At 53.3% G+C, this 19,796-nt stretch carries 20 protein-coding genes and 1 tRNA gene; 10 read left to right on the top strand and 11 right to left on the bottom strand.

Annotated features, from left to right (window positions below):
- The first annotated feature begins 18 nt into the window (after positions 1–18).
- The 3 genes from cimA to GO984_RS02265 are packed head-to-tail and all read left to right on the top strand — an operon-like array spanning position 19 to position 3,375.
- Positions 19–1,638, top strand: coding sequence for a citramalate synthase (gene cimA, locus GO984_RS02275; RefSeq protein WP_167740190.1), 1,620 nt, complete (start codon positions 19–21; stop codon positions 1,636–1,638).
- The gene (locus GO984_RS02270) at positions 1,635–2,609 is read left to right on the top strand and encodes an alpha/beta hydrolase (RefSeq protein WP_209279368.1); all 975 of its coding nucleotides are present in this window, start codon (positions 1,635–1,637) and stop codon (positions 2,607–2,609) included. Before cimA ends, GO984_RS02270 begins: the two co-directional genes overlap by 4 nt.
- Positions 2,599–3,375 carry a squalene/phytoene synthase family protein gene (locus tag GO984_RS02265; protein ID WP_157020932.1) on the top strand — a complete coding sequence of 259 codons (777 nt, stop codon included), beginning with the start codon at positions 2,599–2,601 and terminating at the stop codon, positions 3,373–3,375. The genes GO984_RS02270 and GO984_RS02265 overlap by 11 nt, the downstream gene beginning before the upstream one ends.
- Before the next feature lie 13 nt (positions 3,376–3,388).
- Here the strand turns inward: GO984_RS02265 and GO984_RS02260 are convergent, their stop codons facing one another.
- The gene (locus GO984_RS02260; protein ID WP_157020931.1) at positions 3,389–4,612 is read right to left on the bottom strand and encodes an MFS transporter; all 1,224 of its coding nucleotides are present in this window, start codon (positions 4,610–4,612) and stop codon (positions 3,389–3,391) included.
- 96 nt (positions 4,613–4,708) lie between these two features.
- Between GO984_RS02260 and GO984_RS02255 the strand changes: the two genes are divergently transcribed.
- Entirely contained in the window at positions 4,709–5,353 is a 645-nt protein-coding gene (locus GO984_RS02255) for a DNA-3-methyladenine glycosylase family protein (protein WP_342448052.1), read from the top strand.
- Complete coding sequence (locus GO984_RS02250; protein WP_138164952.1) at positions 5,350–6,015, top strand: alpha/beta hydrolase; 666 nt, start codon at positions 5,350–5,352, stop codon at positions 6,013–6,015. The genes GO984_RS02255 and GO984_RS02250 overlap by 4 nt, the downstream gene beginning before the upstream one ends.
- A 318-nt stretch (positions 6,016–6,333) precedes the next feature.
- Here the strand turns inward: GO984_RS02250 and GO984_RS02245 are convergent, their stop codons facing one another.
- A complete protein-coding gene (locus GO984_RS02245; RefSeq protein WP_157020930.1) occupies positions 6,334–6,915 on the bottom strand; it encodes a pseudouridine synthase in 582 nt (193 codons plus the stop codon).
- 205 nt (positions 6,916–7,120) lie between these two features.
- On the opposite strand from GO984_RS02245, the gene GO984_RS02240 reads away from it, so the two are divergent.
- Positions 7,121–7,705 carry an HNH endonuclease gene (locus GO984_RS02240; protein WP_138164954.1) on the top strand — a complete coding sequence of 195 codons (585 nt, stop codon included), beginning with the start codon at positions 7,121–7,123 and terminating at the stop codon, positions 7,703–7,705.
- 48 nt (positions 7,706–7,753) lie between these two features.
- On the opposite strand, the gene GO984_RS02235 is transcribed toward GO984_RS02240, so the two are convergent.
- Genes GO984_RS02235 through rocF form a run of 3 tightly spaced genes read right to left on the bottom strand, consistent with a single transcriptional unit; the run spans position 7,754 to position 10,649 of the window.
- Entirely contained in the window at positions 7,754–8,800 is a 1,047-nt protein-coding gene (locus tag GO984_RS02235) for an ornithine cyclodeaminase (protein ID WP_138164955.1), read from the bottom strand.
- Positions 8,797–9,726, bottom strand: coding sequence for a citrulline utilization hydrolase CtlX (ctlX, locus tag GO984_RS02230; protein ID WP_167740189.1), 930 nt, complete (start codon positions 9,724–9,726; stop codon positions 8,797–8,799). The genes GO984_RS02235 and ctlX overlap by 4 nt, the downstream gene beginning before the upstream one ends.
- Positions 9,723–10,649: an arginase gene (gene rocF / locus GO984_RS02225; protein ID WP_167740188.1), complete on the bottom strand. Its 927-nt coding sequence runs from the start codon at positions 10,647–10,649 to the stop codon at positions 9,723–9,725. The genes ctlX and rocF overlap by 4 nt, the downstream gene beginning before the upstream one ends.
- Before the next feature lie 116 nt (positions 10,650–10,765).
- Here rocF and GO984_RS02220 point away from each other — a divergent pair, with 116 nt between their 5' ends.
- Positions 10,766–11,191, top strand: a complete 426-nt coding sequence (locus tag GO984_RS02220) for an Lrp/AsnC family transcriptional regulator (RefSeq protein WP_138164958.1) — start codon at positions 10,766–10,768, stop codon at positions 11,189–11,191.
- Positions 11,192–11,225: 34 nt separating this feature from the next.
- Here the strand turns inward: GO984_RS02220 and GO984_RS02215 are convergent, their stop codons facing one another.
- Together GO984_RS02215 and GO984_RS02210 are read right to left on the bottom strand one after the other, a co-directional pair.
- Positions 11,226–11,687 (bottom strand): disulfide bond formation protein B, encoded by a 462-nt coding sequence (locus GO984_RS02215; RefSeq protein WP_157020929.1) that lies wholly within the window; start codon positions 11,685–11,687, stop codon positions 11,226–11,228.
- Between the two features lie 3 nt (positions 11,688–11,690).
- Positions 11,691–12,269 carry a YqaA family protein gene (locus GO984_RS02210; RefSeq protein ID WP_157020928.1) on the bottom strand — a complete coding sequence of 193 codons (579 nt, stop codon included), beginning with the start codon at positions 12,267–12,269 and terminating at the stop codon, positions 11,691–11,693.
- 152 nt (positions 12,270–12,421) lie between these two features.
- On the opposite strand from GO984_RS02210, the gene GO984_RS02205 reads away from it, so the two are divergent.
- From GO984_RS02205 to GO984_RS02195, 3 genes are all read left to right on the top strand, one after another.
- Positions 12,422–12,507, top strand: a tRNA-Leu gene (locus GO984_RS02205).
- A 710-nt stretch (positions 12,508–13,217) separates the two neighbouring features.
- Positions 13,218–14,264 (top strand): LacI family transcriptional regulator, encoded by a 1,047-nt coding sequence (locus GO984_RS02200; protein WP_157020927.1) that lies wholly within the window; start codon positions 13,218–13,220, stop codon positions 14,262–14,264.
- Between the two features lie 28 nt (positions 14,265–14,292).
- A complete protein-coding gene (locus tag GO984_RS02195) occupies positions 14,293–15,546 on the top strand; it encodes an AGE family epimerase/isomerase (RefSeq protein ID WP_157020926.1) in 1,254 nt (417 codons plus the stop codon).
- A gap of 81 nt (positions 15,547–15,627) precedes the next feature.
- On the opposite strand, the gene GO984_RS02190 is transcribed toward GO984_RS02195, so the two are convergent.
- From GO984_RS02190 to GO984_RS02175, 4 genes are read right to left on the bottom strand one after another with little or no spacing between them, the layout of a single operon-like run.
- Positions 15,628–16,707, bottom strand: a complete 1,080-nt coding sequence (locus tag GO984_RS02190; RefSeq protein ID WP_157020925.1) for an ABC transporter ATP-binding protein — start codon at positions 16,705–16,707, stop codon at positions 15,628–15,630.
- 9 nt (positions 16,708–16,716) lie between these two features.
- Positions 16,717–17,559, bottom strand: a complete 843-nt coding sequence (locus GO984_RS02185) for a carbohydrate ABC transporter permease (RefSeq protein ID WP_157020924.1) — start codon at positions 17,557–17,559, stop codon at positions 16,717–16,719.
- Positions 17,560–17,568: 9 nt separating this feature from the next.
- Positions 17,569–18,504 carry a carbohydrate ABC transporter permease gene (locus tag GO984_RS02180; RefSeq protein WP_157020923.1) on the bottom strand — a complete coding sequence of 312 codons (936 nt, stop codon included), beginning with the start codon at positions 18,502–18,504 and terminating at the stop codon, positions 17,569–17,571.
- On the bottom strand, positions 18,501–19,763 hold the full coding sequence (locus GO984_RS02175; protein WP_157020922.1) for an ABC transporter substrate-binding protein: 1,263 nt from the start codon (positions 19,761–19,763) through the stop codon (positions 18,501–18,503). Before GO984_RS02175 ends, GO984_RS02180 begins: the two co-directional genes overlap by 4 nt.
- Positions 19,764–19,796: the final 33 nt, after the last annotated feature.

The raw sequence follows: 19,796 nt of genomic DNA, 5'->3' as shown, positions 1-19,796 counted from the left end.
ATATTGGGGGGCCGTGGCGTGACCAAAGAACGGCTCTATCTTTACGACACCACGTTACGTGATGGACAACAAACCCAAGGTGTGCAGTTCTCCACTGCCGAAAAAAAGCAGATTGCCCAGGCATTGGACGACCTAGGTGTAGATTATATCGAAGGTGGCTGGCCCGGAGCAAATCCGACCGATAGCGCGTTCTTTGACGAGGCGCCCAAAACCAAGGCGCGCTTGACCGCCTTTGGGATGACCAAACGGGCCGGTCGTTCAGCCGAGAATGACGATGTGCTGGCGGCAGTGATGAACGCGGGGACGCAGTCGGTGTGTCTGGTAGGTAAGGCACATGACTACCATGTGACGGCTGCGCTTGGTATTTCGCTGGAAGAGAACATCGAAAACATCCGCGCCTCGATTGCTCATATCGTGGCACAGGGGCGTGAAGCGCTGTATGACGCCGAGCATTTCTTTGATGGGTATAAGGATAATCCGGGGTATGCGATTGCCGCTTGTCGCGCCGCACTGGATGCTGGCGCGCGCTGGGTTGTGCTGTGTGACACCAATGGTGGCGCGCTGCCAAGTGAAGTGCACCGCATCGTCGCAGAGGTGATCGCGGCTGGACTGCCCGGTGAGCGTTTAGGTATCCACACTCATAACGACACTGAAAATGCTGTGGCCTGTTCGCTGGCAGCTGTAGAGGCTGGTGTGCGGCAGGTTCAAGGGACCTTGAACGGGCTGGGGGAACGGTGTGGCAATGCCAACTTGACCTCATTGATCCCGACGTTGCTGTTAAAAGAGCCCTACGCAAGCCAATTTGACATTGGTGTGAACCGGGGTGCGCTTGCACAGTTGACCCATGTGAGCAGAATGCTGGACGATATACTGAACCGGGTGCCAATGCGGCAGGCGGCATATGTCGGGGCTTCGGCATTTGCGCATAAGGCTGGGCTGCATGCCAGCGCGATCCTGAAAGATCCTACGACTTATGAACATATTGAACCCGAACTGGTGGGCAATGCGCGCATCATTCCGATGTCAAATCAGGCCGGGCAAAGCAACCTTCGCAGAAGATTGACAGAAGCCGGGCTGGATGTCGAAAAGGGCAATCCGGCGTTGGGTCGAATTCTGGAACAAATCAAGGTCCGCGAGGATCTTGGCTATTCCTATGACACTGCGCAGGGCAGTTTTGAACTATTGGCTCGGGCCGAACTGGGACAACTTCCTGAGTTCTTTGAGGTCAAACGGTATAAAGTCACCGTTGAGCGTCGCAAGAATAAGTACAACCGGATGATCAGCCTGTCAGAGGCCGTTGTGGTTGTTAAGGTTGATGGCGAAAAGCGGCTGTCGGTCAGTGAATCGGTTGATGAAACCGGCAGTGACCGAGGGCCAGTGAACGCGTTGGCCAAGGCGCTGATAAAGGACCTTGGGCGGTATTCGGCGGTGCTTGACGACATGCGTCTGGTGGATTTCAAAGTGAGAATAACACAAGGCGGCACCGAAGCGGTGACCCGTGTCATCATCGACAGTGAAGATGACACAGGCCGACGTTGGTCCACCGTTGGCGTCAGTCCAAACATAATAGATGCCTCGTTCGAGGCGTTGCTGGATGCAATACGCTGGAAACTGGTCCGTGACGGAGAGGCCAAGTGATCGCAACCCTGTTGCGCTGTGTCGTCTATGGCATTGTTGGGTCCGGGGTGTTGGCACTGGGGCTGATTGTCTCGCAGCGACCCAGTGGTAGGTTCATTGACGGCGGGTTGGACTTCACTCAGGTCTTGGCCAAAAGCGACGATGCGCCAATTCCCCACGCTGTAACAATGCGCGATGGCTACGACCTGCAGGTGCGCGAATATACCTCGGGCGCAGATGGGCCATTGATCCTTTTGCTGCACGGCTCTGGTTGGAACGGGTTGCAGTTTACCAGTCTGTCGAAGAACCTTTTGAAGTATGGCCGTATTTTGGTTCCAGACCTGCGTGGCCATGGCGCCAAGCCGGGTCGGCGTGGGGATGTAGATTACATTGGCCAGCTTGAAGATGACTTGGCTGATCTGATAGATGCAGAGCGGGCCCCGGCGCAAAAAGTAGTGTTGCTCGGACATTCGTCAGGCGGTGGTCTGGCAGTACGGATGGCAGGTGGTTCACATGGCGATATGCTGGATGGCGCAATCTTGCTGGCGCCGTTTTTGAAGTACAACGCGCCAACGGCTCGAGAAAATTCTGGTGGATGGGCGCGACCGCTTACCCGGCGCATTATCGGCCTTAGCATGTTAAATGCTGTTGGTATTGAGCTGTTGAACTCTGTTTCGGTGATTGAGTTTAATATGCCAAAAGCCGTTTTGGACGGACCACTAGGGGATCTTGCGACAACACAATATTCATACCGAATGAATGTCAGTTATGCGCCGAGGTCTGATTATTTGACTGATATCTGTAGCTTGCCACCCTTTCTTGTTGTTGTGGGTGAGCAGGACGAGGCTTTTCTGGCACAACAATTCGAGCCGCTGATGTCGGCGCAAACGGCAAAAGGTCGATATCACATTGTTCCTGAAACAGGACATTTGGATATCGTAGATTCACCGCAGGCATTAGCCGCGATTGAGGACTATTTGGATGGGTTTTGATGATGATCTGCGGTCTTGTGCCGAGCTGGTGCAGACTGGAGATGTGGACCGGTTTCAGGCTGTTATGGCTGCGCCAGTCGCCGCACGTGAGGTGCTGTTTGCGATCTATGCTTTCAATGTAGAGCTGTCGCGTGCGCCTTGGGCCAGCTCGGAGAGCATGATCGCTGAAATGAGACTACAGTGGTGGCGTGATCTGGGAACTGAGATTGCTGCAGGTCAGTCGGTACGGCGGCATTTTGTGGCCACACCTTTAGCGCGGTTGCTGAAACCCGAACTGGCGCGTGTCATTGATGCAATGGCTGAGGCGCGGCGCTGGGACATCTACCGCGACCCCTTTGCGGATGAGGCGGAGTTCGACGCTTATATCGATTCTACATCGGGGGGGCTAATGTGGATGGCTGCAGGGGCACTGGGCCCAGCGGATGAGGGTGTCGTGCGTGATTTCGCTTATGGTGTCGGGGTGGCAAATTGGTTGCGAGCAATCCCGGAACTGGAAGCCCAAAAACGAGTTCCACTTTTGGATGGGACACCAGAAGGAGTGCGAGCTTTGGCACGTAAGGCACTGGAACGGTTGTTGAATGCCCGTAAAAATTCTGGGCGGGTTTCAACACAGTCCGGTGTTGCCCTGTTGGCAGGATGGCAGGCCGAAGGTATTTTAAAACAGGCCATCAAACAGCCTGAACGGGTTGTACAGGGCGCTTTGGGACTAAGCGAATTCAACCGTCGCTCAGGTCTTTTGTGGCGCGCAGCATTGGGGCGCTGGTAGCGCCCCAATCTTGCTATGAATAGCTTTCTTGTGGGCGAAGGGTCAGCCACATCAGTGCACCTCCAGCCAGTACCAGGAACGGTGCCATTGCCATATTGACTGCGTTCCAGCCTTCTACCGGATTACCGCCCGAGCAGTTCATCAAGCCGCCTGAGGACAGCGAGGCAAAGGTCACGCCGCCAAAGACCAGCAGATCGTTTAGACCCTGCATCCGGCCACGTTCGTGTGGTTCATGGGCCCCAGCCAACATGGTGGTGGCACCGATGAAACCAAAGTTCCAGCCCAGTCCCAGGAGAATTAGCGCAACAAAGAAGTTGCTTAGTTCAACCCCATTCAGGGCTACAGCGCCTGCGCCAGCCAAAATGACCAGACCCGCGGCAACTACCTTTTCCACACCAAAGCGGGAGATCAGGTGACCGGTGAAGAACGAAGGGATGTACATCGCCAGTACATGCATTGTGACCACGTCAGCCGCATTGTTTTGGGTGAACCCGCAGCCAACCACAGCAAGCGGGGTTGATGTCATCACCAGGTTCATCAAAGCGTATGAAACCATGGCGCAGATCACTGCAACGGCAATGCGGGGCGTTTTCAATAGCTCCCAACGGGTCCGACCATGCGGCGCGTCTGCACTAGGGGCAGCGGGCTTGGGGATGTCGAGAAACAGGAATAGGAGCGCGCCAATTACGTTGATTGCGATCACCGCCATATAGGCGCCCAAAAATGGAATGACAAAGGCATCGCTGGTGGCTTTGACCAGTTGTGGGCCAATGATTGCGGAGAGCAAACCACCTGCCATTACGTATGAAATGGCTTTGGGTCGAAAGCCTTCGCTGGCCGTGTCTGCTGCCGCAAAGCGGTAAAAACCCTGCGCGCTCATGTAGACCCCTGTCAGGAAACTCCCAGCTAGGAAAATGGGGAATGACCCAAGGTATAGACCATAAGCACCAACCATAGCGCCGACGGCGCCACCCAGAGCGCCAATAATAAACCCGAACCTGCGACCCCATTTCTGCATGATGGCTGAAATAGGTGTGGCCGACAACATCGAGCCAAGAACAATCAGCGAGATTGGCAAGGTTGCAAAACAGGCGTTAGAGGCCAGGGATTGGCCAGCCAAGCCGCCAACGATGAAGATGATGGGCATTTGCGAGCCAAGGAAAGCCTGCGCCATTACCAGAATGGCGACATTGCGTTTGGCGGCACGGTCATCGTGAGTGGTCATACTAATTGTCATGGCGACTGCGTAGCTGCGAAAAACAGTGGGCACAAGTCGCTTGCTGCGCTGGAACCTGCGGCTAATCTGCAAGTGATTGTGAAGCAGGAGAATGACGTGGCGTCAGATCAGAAAATTGGCCGCATAATATCGAGTGATGCCTGTGTGGCGGAGGGGGCCGAGTGGTTGGCGCATTACGATCCGCGTTTTGCGGCCGCGCTGGAATTAACCGGCCCATTGCCGCTACGTCGTAAGCCTGATGGATTTTCTGAATTACTGTCGGCAATTATCAGTCAACAGGTCAGTGTTGCCTCAGCGCGGGCCATTTGGCGGCGGATGGAGGAGGCCAACCTTACTGAATTGTCTCAGGTTATGGCAGCCAGTGAAGAGGAGCTGCGAGCGGCAGGTTTAAGCAGACCGAAGGTTCGATATGCGCGTGCTTTGGCTGAAGCGAATATTGATTACAATGCCTTGCGCGATGTTCCTGATGCCGAGGTAGTGAAGCAATTGGTCACGGTTTCTGGGATAGGAGCCTGGACTGCAGAGATTTATGCAATGTTTTCGCTTGGCCGTGCGGATGTTTTTGCACCGGGGGATTTGGCCTTGCAGGAAGCCGCAAGAATGCTGTTTGAATTGCCGGACCGCCCAAAAGAAAAAGAGTTGCGCAAGATGGCTGAGGCATGGTCGCCTTGGCGATCGGTTGCAGCGCGGCTTTTGTTTTCCTATTACCATGTAGCAAAATCCAGAGAAGGTATCAGATGACTCGAGTATTGACCGCCGAACGAAAAGAGCCTGTGTCAGGCACCACCCGTTCGGTTGTGGTGTTTCTGCATGGCTATGGGGCCAATGGTGCTGACCTGCTTGGGTTGGCAGATCCTCTGGGTGAACATCTGCCGGATACGCTGTTTGTTGCTCCTGATGCCCCTGAGCGCTGCGCTGGGGCGCCGATGGGGTACCAATGGTTTCCTATCCCGTGGATTGACGGGTCATCCGAGGAAGAATCTGAGCGCGGGATGCGGTCGGCTATTGATGATCTGAATGCATTTCTTGATGCGTTGATGGTAGACGAGGACGTGCTGCCCGAACAGGTGGTCCTGTTTGGCTTTAGCCAGGGCACGATGATGGCGTTGCATGTCGCACCGCGTCGCGAAGATCCGGTTGCGGGCATCGTGGCCTTTTCGGGACGCTTACTGTCACCGGAAACGCTGAAGGATGAAGTGGTCAGCAAAATGTCGATCCTGCTGGTCCATGGAGACGCGGATGACGTGGTTCCACCGCAGTCGCTACCTGAGGCCGCAGAAGCCTTGCAGGAAGCTGGCTTTCAGGATGTGTTTGCGCATATCCAAAAGGGAACTGGTCATGGAATAGCGCAGGATGGGCTGAGTGTTGCGCTGGCCTTTATGCGCGACAAATTGGGGTTGTAACCACAGTCTATGGGCCGACAGGGTAGATCCCTGCCGGTTCTGATCCAGTTTGGATTTCAGCATTCAAGCTGGTGGTAAAGGCAAATACTAGCGGCGGTACCGCGCAAGCGGGGTAGGCCGGGGATTTTATCCCCCGAGCGTAAATGCATCTCAATAGCGCCCTGATTTAAACAGGGCCCTGATCCTGATGTCGGGGGGGTCAGACCCGACGGTAATCGCGATTGGGCGCTATACTGAATGGTAGTTCCGAACATCTCGTGATCTGACCGTACGCAGTACTGGCAACAGCTGGCTCAGGTTATTGTTGGCCCATATGCGCTAGCGACGCGTTCGGGTTGGTTTGATCGTTTGGGGGGCATTTTGCCAGGTTCCTGATTCCAGCCCTTCCAATGTCCAGTTTCCGATCTTCCAGCGGATCAGTCGCAGGGTCGGATGGCCCACTGCAGCGGTCATTCGGCGCACCTGACGGTTGCGGCCTTCGCGAAGCGTTAGCTCAACCCATGTGTCGGGTATGTTTTTACGAACACGTATGGGCGGCGTACGCGGCCAAAGGTTTTCTGGCTCGTCGATGACGCGGGCCTGGGCTGGTTTGGTCAGCCCGTCTTTTAGTTCGACCCCCTGGGCAAGTGCTTGCAGGGCGGCCATGTCTGGGGTGCCTTCGACCTGCACCCAATAGGTTTTAGCCATTTTGTGCTTGGGGTCCGAGATCTTGGCCTGGAGCGGGCCGTGGTCGGTCAGCAACATCAAGCCCTCGCTGTCCCGGTCAAGCCGTCCGGCTGGATAAACACCAGGCAGGGTAATGAAATCGCTCAGGGTGCGGCGAGGCCCATCTGCTGTGCCACGATCAGTAAACTGCGGCAGTACATCAAAGGGTTTGTTAAAGCGGATCAAACGGGTCATGCCCGCCCATACGAGGCGGGCAAAGGCAAATCAAGGGCTGCTATCATTTTGCTGTTACAATTCCGGCATAGGCTAATTGCGAGATATAGTGGAAACTGGGGGCTTGTCAGGTTTCAACCACGATATATAGTTAATCATATGCTGGGGCGGGTTCCCCGCTCTGGTACCGGATAGACGGGTAGACAGGGCGAGGAAGACGTTTCAGATGGATGGCGACTTTAGAACTGACTTTGTGCGCACGCCAGGCGCCTTGAAACAACATCCGGCGCTGGTGTTGAATGCCGATTATCGGCCATTGTCCTATTACCCCTTGTCCCTATGGCCTTGGCAGGATGCGATCAAAGCAGCCTGGCTGGAGCGTGTGGATATCGTAGCCGAATACGATGAAGAGGTGCACAGCCCCAGTACAGTGATCCGAATACCTTCGGTGGTGGTGCTAAAGGACTATGTGAAACCTCAAAAGCGCGTAGCCTTCACGCGCTTTAATTTATTCTTGCGGGACGAGTTTTGTTGCCAATATTGCGGGGCACGTGGTGACCTGACGTTTGATCATGTTGTACCAAGAGCCGCTGGCGGTGTGACCAGCTGGGAAAATGTGGTTGCAGCCTGTTCACCCTGTAATCTGCGCAAGGGGTCAAAACCGTTGCACAGGCTGGACATGTTCTTGCAAAAGGCGCCAAGGCAACCCGGCGCAGAAGAACTGCGTAATACGGGTCGGAAATTCCCACCGAACCACCTGCATGGAAGTTGGATGGACTTTCTGTACTGGGACGCTGAGCTGGATGCGTAGGCAATGTTGAGGGAGAAATCCCGGCACGGGATGCCGGGATTTGCTGGCTTATTGGGCGGCGCGTTGAACCATACCAAACAGATCACGAGGATCGTCTGGGTCGGCCAACATGTCCAATTCAAAGAAGAAATCACTGTCCTTGATACGGTCTCGGATGTAGCGGAGTGCTGAGAAGTCTTCGATTGCAAAGCCAACACTGTCGAACAACGTGATCTGGCGATCACTGGTACGGCCAGTTTTTGTGCCGTTGATCACCTGCCACAATTCAGTGACCGGGAAATCCTCTGCCATCTGTTGGATTTCACCTTCGATACGGGTCTGAGGCGGGAATTCAACAAATACGTCCGAACGGGTTAAGATCCCGGCCGCCAGTTCGGTTTTGCCGGGGCAATCGCCGCCGATTGCATTGATGTGTACACCCGCGCCAACCATGTTGTCGGTTAGGATAGTGGCGCATTGTTTATCGGCGGTGCAGGTGGTGAGGATTTGCGCACCCTCAATGGCTTGTTCCGGCGTCTTGCAGATGACCACATCCAAACCAGTGCTGGCCAGGTTTGCTGCGCATTTTGCAGTGGCAGCTGGGTCGGTGTCGTATAGGCGAACCGACGTAATGCCGCAGATGGCTTTCATAGCCAAGCTTTGGAACTCGGACTGCGCGCCATTGCCGATCATGGCCATTGTGTCAGCGCCTTTTGGCGCCAGATATTTTGCCACCATGGCTGAGGTCGCCGCTGTACGTAGCGCGGTCAGTATTGTCATCTCTGTCAACAACACTGGATAGCCGGTGTAGACATCCGCCATCAGGCCAAACGCTGTAACGGTTTGCAGCCCTTCAGACGTGTTCTTGGGGTGGCCGTTGACGTATTTAAAGCCGTAGGCCTCGCCATCTGACGTGGGCATCAGTTCAATGACACCAACCTCTGAGTGGCTAGCTACGCGAGGGGTTTTGTCAAACTTCTCCCAACGCTTGAAATCATCTTCAACATAGTTGGCCAAATCAATCAGCATTTGCTCAATTCCAACATGATGAATAAGCCGCATCATGTTGTCTACGCTGACAAAAGGTACAAGTGCCTTATTGGAAGGTTGAGTCATTGGATGATCCTTTCGCGGGCGTTCAGGTGGATGCCGGCCAACATGCAGCGTACGGATCCTCCGGCAGTTTCGATTGTGGGAATGGTGAGTGGCAGTGGCGTTGCACTGCGTTCGATTGTTGCAATTTGACTGGGCGTGAGTGCGTCCAGAGCGCGCGCGGACAGGGCAAGATGGCGCTGGTGCCCGTTCAGCTCTATAGCGTTTCCAGCAAATGAGGAAATCTGGTCTGCAGTTAGATCAATGACCTCCCGGCCGCTTTCCTCGAGCCGCCGCACAATTGTTGCGCGTCGAGCTGGATCAACAATCATGTCTAAACAGATCAATGCAAATTCAGTGGCGATACCCATCAGAACGTTGGTGTGATAGATGTCGTTTCCGTTTGAATCTTTGGCTTCAAATACAATGGGTTCATAGTTGAAGTGCGTGCAGAAACGCTCCAGCAGCACTGGATCCGCGCGATTGGATTTAGCTGTATAAGCAATGCGGCCGATATGGTCCAAAACCATGGCGCCGGTGCCTTCGAGCGACAAATTGTCGTGTTCAAGCCCGGAATAGTCGATGACGTCCTGCACCCGATATTTCTGTTTCAGCATCTCGATCACATCGGACCGCCGCTCTTTGCGGCGGTTTGGAGCGGACATCGGGTAGAGGGCGATGTGACCACCAACATGGGTCGAGAACCAGTTGTTGGGAAAGACACTGTCAGGAGTTTCTGTTCCTGTGTCGTCAAACACATGTACGATTACACCAGCAGAGCGCAACGCCTTGGTTGCACCGTCGAATTCGGCCAGTGCAGTTTTTGAGGTATCACTGAGCGAGCGGTTCGGCAGAGTTTGAAAGGCATTGTCGCCGCTGGTTTCTGGGTTCGAACGGAACTGGTGCGGTCGGATCATGACGACTGAGCTTGGTGCTTGCAGCGTATTCACGGATAGCTCCGCGTAGGGCGGTCAAATACACGGCGCCCAAGGGCCGAGGCACACAGATCGACCATCAGATGGGCCGTGCGACCGCGTTCGTCCAGAAAGGGGTTGAGTTCCACCAGATCAAGCGAGGTCATCAGGCCGGAATCATGCAGCATTTCACAAATCAGGTGGCCTTCACGAACTGTGGCGCCGCCGGGAACTGTGGTGCCCACAGCCGGAGCAACCGAAGGGTCCAGGAAATCTACGTCCAGTGAGACGTGGAGAAACCCATTGGCCTGCGCCACACGGTTCAAAAAGGCGGAGAGTGGGCGGGCGATACCATTTTCATCAATGTCCCGCATGTCGTGGCGATGGATATTGCTGGCCTCTAGCGCCATTCGTTCCGGCGTGTCGACGGAACGCAACCCAATCATACAGACATTTTCCTGGGGTACCGGGTTATTCACGGTTGGAAATCCGTTGAAATCATTGCGACCGGTGAAATAACCAACTGGTGTGCCGTGCAAATTGCCGCTGTCCGTGGTCAGTGGCGTGTGAAAATCAGTGTGGGCGTCTAGCCAAAGCACAAACTGTGGACGCCCCTGATCTGCAGCATAGTTGGCAACACCTGCAACTGAGCCAAGCGACAGCGCATGGTCTCCACCAAGGAAGATTGGCATCCCCTGTGTCATGGCCTGTTCTGCGCTGGCCATAAGCTGTTTGGTCCAGCCAATGGTTTCATTTGGCGCGACAAGAGGGCCGTCATCCGTGTCAGGCGTAAATGGGGCAGGGGATAGATTGCCCAGATCTTCGACCCTGTGGCCAAGATCGGATAGGGCTGCGGTCAGGCCAGCAGTGCGAAAGGCATCTGGTCCCATCAGGCACCCATCGCGGCGCTTGCCACTATCGACCGGAGCACCGATGAGAATACATGTTTTCGGGGTCACGTGGGAGGTTTCCTTGGAATTGCGTTTGTTTAAGTGCAGCAAATCTCCGTTTAGCGGTGGAATACAGGGGTGAATTTGTACATAAGGGTAGCTCTATCGCCAAATTGGAAGCGAATATGGACAAAACGGATGAGCGGCTGGTGTCAGCGCTGCGACATGATGCGCGGGCTTCCTTGTCGGACCTGGCGCTGCAGTTAAACCTGTCACGAACCACTGTAAGAGCACGGATTGAGCGGCTTCAGTCGCGTGGCGATATTCTGGGCTTTACAGTTGTTGTCAAAGAGGACGTGCTACGGGACCCTGTACGAGGGTTGATGCTGATCGGGATTGAGGGGCGTGGGGCCAACAGGATTACCAGGCAATTACAAGGTATTCCGGAAGTGCGGGCCATTCATTCGACCAATGGGCGTTGGGATTTGATAGTCGAACTGGGGACCGAGACGCTGGAGACGCTGGATATGGCTCTGGCCAAAATCCGGACTTTTGACGGGGTGGTCAGTAGTGAAACAAATCTGCTGTTGTCGACCAAAAAAGAAACCTGAGGCGGCAATCTCACCACCTCAGGCCCTATACGTTTCAGTGGGCATTGGTCCGGGCAGCCGCAATCCAGATTCCAACTAGAATCAAAGATGCGATTCCATTCCATGTGGCCATGGAAAGGGTGAACATCTCCCATGGGACATCATCGCAGCGCACCAATGGCGCACCCATGATTTGTTCCATCAGCTGTTCCGGTGTGAGGTTTGCAATGGGCCCAGAGGTGCAGGTTGAGGGGCCTTCCCACCATCCGCGTTCAACGCCAGTGTGGTAGAAGCCGATGCCAGATGTGGTGGCCGCGGCCAGCGCCCCCAGATAGGGCAGTAGCGCGCCAGGAATCATCAGTGCTAGTACACCGATACCGGTGGCTGCGACATGGGGATAGCGCTGCCAGTAGCACAGTTTACAGGGCGGCATTTCACCGATGTACTGGAACCCAAGCGCCCCCAGAAGGAGCGCAGCAGAGCCGCCAGCAGCAGCAAGAATAAGATGTCGGCGCATATGTCAAATATACCTGAGCAATAGAAATCCGCCAAACAGCAGCACCAGAAAGACAGTAAAGACAAGCCCTAAACGGTTCTCGATGAAGTCACGAATTGGTGTGCCAAACTTCCACAACAAGGCAGCGACCAGGAAAAAACGCAGCGCACGGGCCAGAATGGCAGTGGCGATAAAGGTCCCTAAAGGCATGCCTGTCCAGCCGGACATTATGGTGATCACTTTGAACGGGAAAGGGGTAATCCCCGCGCCCAGTACGGCCCAAAATCCAAAATCGTTGAACTTGTCATTAAATGCCAACATGGCGTCACCTTTGCCCATAGCCTCCAGAATTGGCTGGCCAATGCTGTCGTAGAAAAAGGCACCAATCGCATAGCCCAGCATTCCACCCAGGACCGAGGCCACCAGCGCCACAAGCGCAATCAGCCAAGCCCGAGAAGGACGCGCAAGAATCATCGGAATCATCAGGACATCTGGTGGAATGGGAAAAAATGAGCTTTCAACAAAAGCCACTGCCGCCAGGCACCACAAAGCATGCGGATGATCGGCCAGCGCCATTGTGCGATTGTAAAGGCTGCGAAGCATTATTGGGTGTCCTGTTGTCGGTTTTTATAGGTTGAATACTGGTGTTGGGGGGCTGGTCAACATGAAGGACAAATAATTCGTCAAAATGTTGGCCTCAGAAGGAAAATTGCCTCTGGACCTCAGTCGCGGGCTTGGTTAGAGAGTTCCCCGAGGCCCAAGTGGCGGAATGGTAGACGCAGGGGATTCAAAATCCCCCGCCTTAACGGGCGTGCCGGTTCGAGTCCGGCCTTGGGTACCAAGATAAGTCTCTGTTTTTTCGAAAGAAAAGGCAGAGACTTTTTTCGTTCCTGCTTTGATTACGCGCTGATGGGGGGCTTTGTTCTCGTGCCTCTATTCTTCATTTGTTTACCGGTTTCTTTCAATGGGTTTTGGTGGGACTGGTAGCTGTGGGTCGTGACAATTCGTCAATCAGTTGCAGTCTGAGATTTCACTGTTCGCCAACGAGGTTCTTCTGAAATGCAACTTCGGCGACTTGCCAATCCATTTAAGGAACGTCAACGGCATCTATGCGGACTTGCATTTATTCAGTGTCGATGACCGAACCAACGCAAACGACCCTTTGCTAACATTCGTGACGACCATTGTGGGCTGTTTACTCCCACCGCCATCCATTGGCTGTGCTCGTATTTGGTTTCGAAAGGAAAAAGGGCTGTTGGTGTCATGTTGATTTACGCTTCGCAGCAACATGGGACCATGACTTTCTCTCCCGTTGTCAATTGGCCTTGAGGATTGATATCAAGCGTCTAACGGCAAAATGTTCTTACGTGGTGCATGCTGTATTCCGTTTAAATCGAAATAATTCCTACTCTTGTCGATGCGACCGGACATTGTTTGCAGTCGATGTTGTTGTTTCCGCGATCTAGTCTGATTTTTCATTGCCTGGCACTGGATGTCTCCATTTATAACGTGTTAAATCCATCTGAGGTTTTCTGAACTTGAGGTGGAGTGTTGACCAAAAATCTTGTTAAGTCGCGCCCCACCCAGCGTACAATCGCTGACAAGGTTGGGATATCTGTTGGAGCGGTGTCGCGAGCTCTGGCAAATGATCCTATGATGGCAAAAGACACCCGGGCTCTGGTTCAGAAGACGGCCAAGGAGCTTGGCTATTCGCCTGATCGAGCCGCGCAACGGCTACGCACAGGGCGGACACATGTTATCAATTTGATATTGCCACCACATGAGGAAATTCTTGGATTTGGCACACAGTTGATCCGGGGCATCAGCACCCGCCTTGAAAGTACCAATTATCATCTTGTGGTGCTGCCTGATTTTTGCACTGAGCAGTCTGTTGAACATATTGAGCGGATCGTTCAGGACAAACTCGCGGATGGTATCATTTTCTCGCGTACGAAGCCTAACGACAGTCGCATTCGGTATCTTTTGGAGGCGGAGTTTCCGTTTGTTACGCATGGTCGTTCAGAACTGGCGACGCAGCATCCGTTTGTTGACTATGACAATTTTGGATTTGGACTAAGCGCTGCGGAGATGTTGCTAGACCGCGGGTCAAAGCATTTGAGCATTTTGTTACCGCCAAAAGAGTTTACGTTTCACCATCATCTCCTGCATGGATTCATGTCTTGCGTGCACAAATCGGGTGTTGAATTCGAGATCATAAAGGATGTCACACTAGATAGTGGGGCAGACCAAATACATGCATGGTTCCAGACCAGATTCAGCGCTCCGAATGCTCCGGATGGGTTGGTCCTTCCGGGAGATGTATCTGGTTTAGCTGCTCTTGCGGCGATCCAGGATTTAGGTTTGACCCCAGGGCGAGATATCAACGTTGTTGTCAAGCATACGTCCAGGGTGTTCGACTTTGTTAGACCAAAGGTGGACAGCCTATATGAGGACCTGTCAGCAGCCGGTGAACACCTGACAGACTTCTTGCTAAAGCGGATTTCTGGTGAACCCAATGCTGGCCTTCAGTTTATCCAACCTGTTCTGAGCACACAAACGGGCACGGCCGTACACGCCGAACCAAAATTGTGCACCTAAACCTTCTGCAAACATTGGTGAGACTACTTTGAAAAATATATCCCATGACCACAACTCTAAGGCTGACCAGTATCGATTTGGAACAGCTGCACATCGTGCCTTTTTGATCGAAGATGCGGTGCGGCAGTTTGATTTCTTTCAAGGCAGCGTTCGACCAGCAGGCGGATTTTACACGCTTGATTACAAAGGGTTGCCGCTGGCAGATACAGTGCAGGAATTGCATACGACCACTCGGTTCATCCATTCGTATGCTTTGGGGAAGATTGCAGGGCATAGGGGATGTGAGGCGGTAATAGGTACAGGGATGGACTACCTTTGGGGTCATCACCGGGATCGCGTTTCTGGTGGGTATCTTTGGGCGCTGGATGGGAATGAGATCCACGATGACCGTAAGCTTGCCTATGGGCATGCTTTTGTATTGTTGGCAGGTGCAAGTGCCAAAATGGCCGATCACCCTGATGCGGACCGATTGATTGATGATGTCACGGCCATTCTTGAAACCCGCTTTTGGGAAGACAATCATGGGCTTTTCTCTGATGAGTGGAACCGCAACTGGTCACCGTTTTCGACCTATCGTGGATTGAATGCAAATATGCACAGTGTCGAGGCCTTGTTGACAGCCTATGAAGCCACCGGCCGCGAACGCTATTTGGCTATGGCAGGACAGATCCTTGATTTTCTTGTCTACCGGATTGGAGCAAGTGAAGGGTGGCGACTACCAGAACACTATACGCAAGATTGGAAAATCGATCACACCTATAGTGGGAACCCGATGTTTCGTCCGGCCGGGACAACGCCTGGTCACTCCTTTGAACTGGCACGGCTTTTGTTGCAGCACTGGGATCTATCCGGGCGATCGAACGCTGATGTCAAAGAAACTGCTTGGTTACTGACCAGGCGCGCACTGTCAGATGCGTGGATTCCAGAGACTGGCGGGTTTGTCTACACGCTTGATTTTGAGGGAGCACCTGCGGTCACTTCACGGTACTGGTGGCCGGTAACCGAGGCAATTGGTGTTCTGGCCAGCTTTCTAAAGCTTGCGCCGACAGAAGAGCTGCACCTGTGGTACAGTCGTTTGTGGAAGTTTGCTGATACGCATTTCATCGACCATCAGCACGGAGGCTGGTTTCCGGAAATTGATGCTCAGGGGGGGCCAACAGCAATACAGTTCAACGGGAAACCTGACATCTATCACTCTGTGCAAGCCGCGCTTTTCCCGTTGGCTACGGGTGTTTCCAAGCCCGGCGTTGAATTGAAAGATGTTTTGACAAGTCTCAACTGACGTAAGTCACATAAAAATGCGGTTTTCCTTGAAATCCATACCCGGAGCGCAGGCTGTCCGGGTATGGCGAGGAGCAGAATTTTAGGCAGCCAGCGTGATGCGTCGACCAAGGGCCCGGCCATCCGTCGAAAAAATATGGATGTTCTCGAGCTGAAAACGCAGGCCAATTCTGTCACCTGGTTGGTTTGGGACATTGCCGTGGACCCTTACCATCAAAGGCCCAATACCATCGACCCGAACAAAGAGGTTTGTGTCAGACCCTAAATGTTCAACCACCTCCGCTTCGGCGTCGAAATCTCCGGTCCCATATGGCAGAACGTGAATGTGTTCGGGGCGAATTCCGAGTTCGGCTGCCGCGTTGAGGTCGAGTGTGTCAGAAAGAGAAAGGCAAGTTCCATTGGCCAGTGTGACACCGTTTTGGGCAGGTGATACGGGGATGATGTTCATTGTCGGAGACCCGATGAATTGGGCAACAAATCGGTTTGCAGGGCGTTCATAGAGTTCAAGGGGAGATCCGATCTGCTGAATGTTACCTCCTTCCAACACCACAATTCGATCTGCAAGGGTGAGGGCTTCTACCTGGTCGTGGGTGACATAGACCATAGTTGCGCCGAGTCTTTTGTGTAATCGCGCAATCTCCAATCGCATTTCAACACGTAAAGAGGCGTCAAGGTTGGACAATGGCTCATCAAACAAAAAGGCACGGGGATCTCGGATGATGGCGCGCCCCATTGCGACGCGTTGGCGTTGGCCACCAGACAGTTCCTTTGGGTAACGAGACAACAAATGTTCGAGACCGAGAACTTTGGCAGCTTCTAGCACACGTTGCTTACGCTTGATTTTATCGTCGCCGCGGATTTCCATCGAAAATCCCATGTTCCGCTCCACATCCATATGCGGGTAGAGCGCGTAGGACTGGAACACCATTGCAATGTCTCGGTCGCGTGGTCGCATGTCATTCATACGATGCCCATCAATCAGAAATTCACCGCCAGAAATCGGTTCAAGCCCTGCAATCATTCGCAGGAGCGTTGATTTCCCACAGCCCGAAGGCCCAACCAAAACGATGAATTCGCCGTCTTTTATGTCAAGATTGATGTCGCGCATAACCTCGGTCTGGCCATAGCGTTTCATCAGGTTTTTAATTTCCATACGGGCCATTTGGGCCTCCTATCCTTTAACCGCGCCAGAGGTGAGCCCCTGGACGAGGTAGCGTTGGATGAAGATGAAGAAGAGACAGCTGGGGATCAGTGCCAGTACACCGGCGGCCATCATCTGCCCCCAATCAACTGAAAACTTGGACACAAATGTCAACAAGCCAACTGGGAATGTCATAGTGTCATTCTTACTGATCAACATCAGTGCAAACAGCAATTCCGACCAGGCCGCGGTAAAAACAAATCCTAAAGTTGCCCCCAGGCCTGGCAGAGTAAGCGGTATGACAACTTTGCGCAGAGCCTGGAAACGGGTGCAGCCATCCATCATAGCTGCTTCTTCCAAGTCCTTGGGGATGCCGTCAAAAAATGACTGCATCAGGAAGGTCGCAAATGGGATATTGAACGCGGTGTAGACGATGATCAGGCTGGACAGGGAATTCAGCAAACCAAATGAGGCGATGATTTTGTAAATTGGCGCAATGATCATCAGGAGCGGGAACATTTGGGTAATCAACATCACGGCGATGATGATTTTCTTGCCACTGAAGTGAAACCTGGAGAACGCATATCCTGCACCGGCGGCTATCACGGTTGTCACCGCTGCTGTGCCCAGTGAAACAATCAGGCTGTTGCCAAAATAGGAGAGGAAATCGGTCTTGAATAAGACCGAGGCGAAGTTGCTGAATGTAATTTCGCTCGGCGCCAAATTTGTGCCTTCGGTGAAGATCAAGCGATCCGGCGTCAGAGCTATTTTGAGCAACCAGTAGAGCGGGAACAGCGCAAAGGTTAGGTAGAACGTGATGGCAGCAAATTTGCCCATCATCAGAATTGGGTTTCGACGAGTGGCGTCAGACATTAGCTGTACTCAGACTTTGACAAGTTTCTGCCGGACAAACAGCAGAATGACCGCATAGATCAAAAGCAACCCAAGCAGTGCAACGGCGATGGCAGAAGCATAGCCGAAGTCGAGCTTTCGAAATGCGGTGGTGAAGATATAGGAGGACAGGATCTGAGTGGAATTAGCGGGCCCTCCACCGGTCATAACATAGATCATATCCGCAAAGTTCGCGATCCAGATCGTGCGCAGCATTACAGTGATCGCAATCATTGGAGCGAGAAACGGAAGGGTGATTTTGGTAAAGCACTGCCAGGCGGATGCACCATCCATTTCGGCGGCCTCATACAATTCACTAGGAATGGACTGCAGGGCTGCCAGCAATGTGATGGCAAAAAACGGAACCCCAAACCATACATTTGCAGTGATTGGGCCCCAGATGGCGAGATCTGGATCGCCCAAAATATTGTACGGCTCAGACAATAACCCAAGATCATGCATCCAATGGGGCAGGGGGCCGATGACTGGATTGAACAACCAGGCCCATGTGAGGGCGGACAGAAATGTGGGCACGGCCCATGGCAGGAAAACCAGTGCCTGAAACAACCGTTTACCGTGAAACTGGGTGTTGAGCAGCAAAGCCAGCCCCAGCCCAAGCAGGAACTGAAGGCTCAACGAACCGATGGTCCAGCGAAAGGTGTTCTCCAGCGCCAGCCAGAATTTGCGATCATCCCAGAGTGCTGCGTAGTTTTCCAAACCAACCCAGCCGGTATCAAACGGTTTGAGCAGTGCAATTGATTGAAACGAATAGGAAATGCCGACAATTAGTGGCACCAACATGACCACGCCGATCAGGATCAAGGCTGGCGACAGGTAAAAGTAGGGTTCGACCATGTATCGCCAGTAGAATGAGCGCCGCGCCCGGGTTTCCCCGGACGTGACTGCAGTATGGGTGTTGGCGATCATTGCGCCGCTTTCCACGCTGTGTATTCGTCAGTTAAAAATGCAGCCCATTCATCCGCAACATCCTGTGCGCTGCGTTGTCCCAAAAGAGCTTCTTGGCTGCTTTCCAACGCGATGGAATCTGCAAAGAAACCGAATTTTTCAAGATATGACGGCATGATGGTCGGCACATATTCGGCCCCATTGAGGGTTTTGAACCAACCAGCAAACTGATCTGTCTGGAAGTGAGGGTCCTGATCAGCGCCTTCGTGGATTGGGATTACGCCGACACGTTTGGTCCAGGTGGAATTGGCATCGGGGCTGGAGAGATGTGCCACCAGGTTCCAGGAGTCTTCTTTGTGCTCAGATGAATCAAACACCGACCAGCCAACAAAACCAATCGTAGGGAAGGCTTTGCCTGAGGGACCAACCGGCATTGGGATGACAGCAAAATCCTCGGCTGGCATACGTTCAGCCACCGCGATCAGGGCATCTGGATCTTGATCTAAGAACGCACAGGTACCAGAGTAGAAGCCGGCAACAATTTCATTAAATCCCCAATTGACTGAATCTTTTGGTGCATTGCCATTTTGGTACATGTCGATCAGAAACTGAAAGCCCTTGACCGAGTCTGGTTCGTTGATGCGGGATTTTCCGTCTTCAGTGAAGAAGTCATTGGTGCCGTTCATCGCAGCCGCCATCATCACCCATGCGTTCAGGCCACCGCGGCCACCACGTAGACAATAGCCAGATTTGCCATCCAGTTCTGACACTTTGGCCGAAGCCGTCATGAATTCATCCATAGTGGCAGGGGGGCTTTCCACACCAGCTTCAGCGAGCAGTTTCTTGTTGTAGAACATTGCCCGCAAATAGAACCCATAGGGCACCATATGGGCTTCGCCGCCGGCCAGACGTGCCATGGCCATGGTTTTGTCCGTCAGCGTACCGCCATGCTCCCATGCTGAAATCTGGTCTTCCAGATTGGCCAGTTTGCCTGACCCCGCATAGAGCGCAAGCCAGCGATCAGGCATTTCGACCACATCTGGAATGTCTCCACCTGCGACCATTGTCGCCAACTTTTCAAAGGCTTGTCCCCACGGTAGGGAGATAATTTCAACCTCGACGCCCTCGTTGGCGGCTTCGTACTTTTCTACCATTGCCTGCAAAACTTCGGTGCGTTCCGGGCTGGTGATCACTTCTACCAGTTTCAAGGTCGTGTCGGCATATGCTGTTGATCCAGACAGCACTGCAGCTAGGCCAAGGCCTTTGATCAGAGTCTTCATGTTTTCTCCTCCAAGAAATGGCGGGCTAGTCCC

Origin of the sequence: Parasedimentitalea huanghaiensis (assembly GCF_009753675.1) — a bacterium.
Lineage (GTDB): Bacteria > Pseudomonadota > Alphaproteobacteria > Rhodobacterales > Rhodobacteraceae > Parasedimentitalea > Parasedimentitalea huanghaiensis.
Note: the sequence above shows the minus strand (reverse complement) of the source record. Positions and strands in the feature narration are given on the sequence as shown.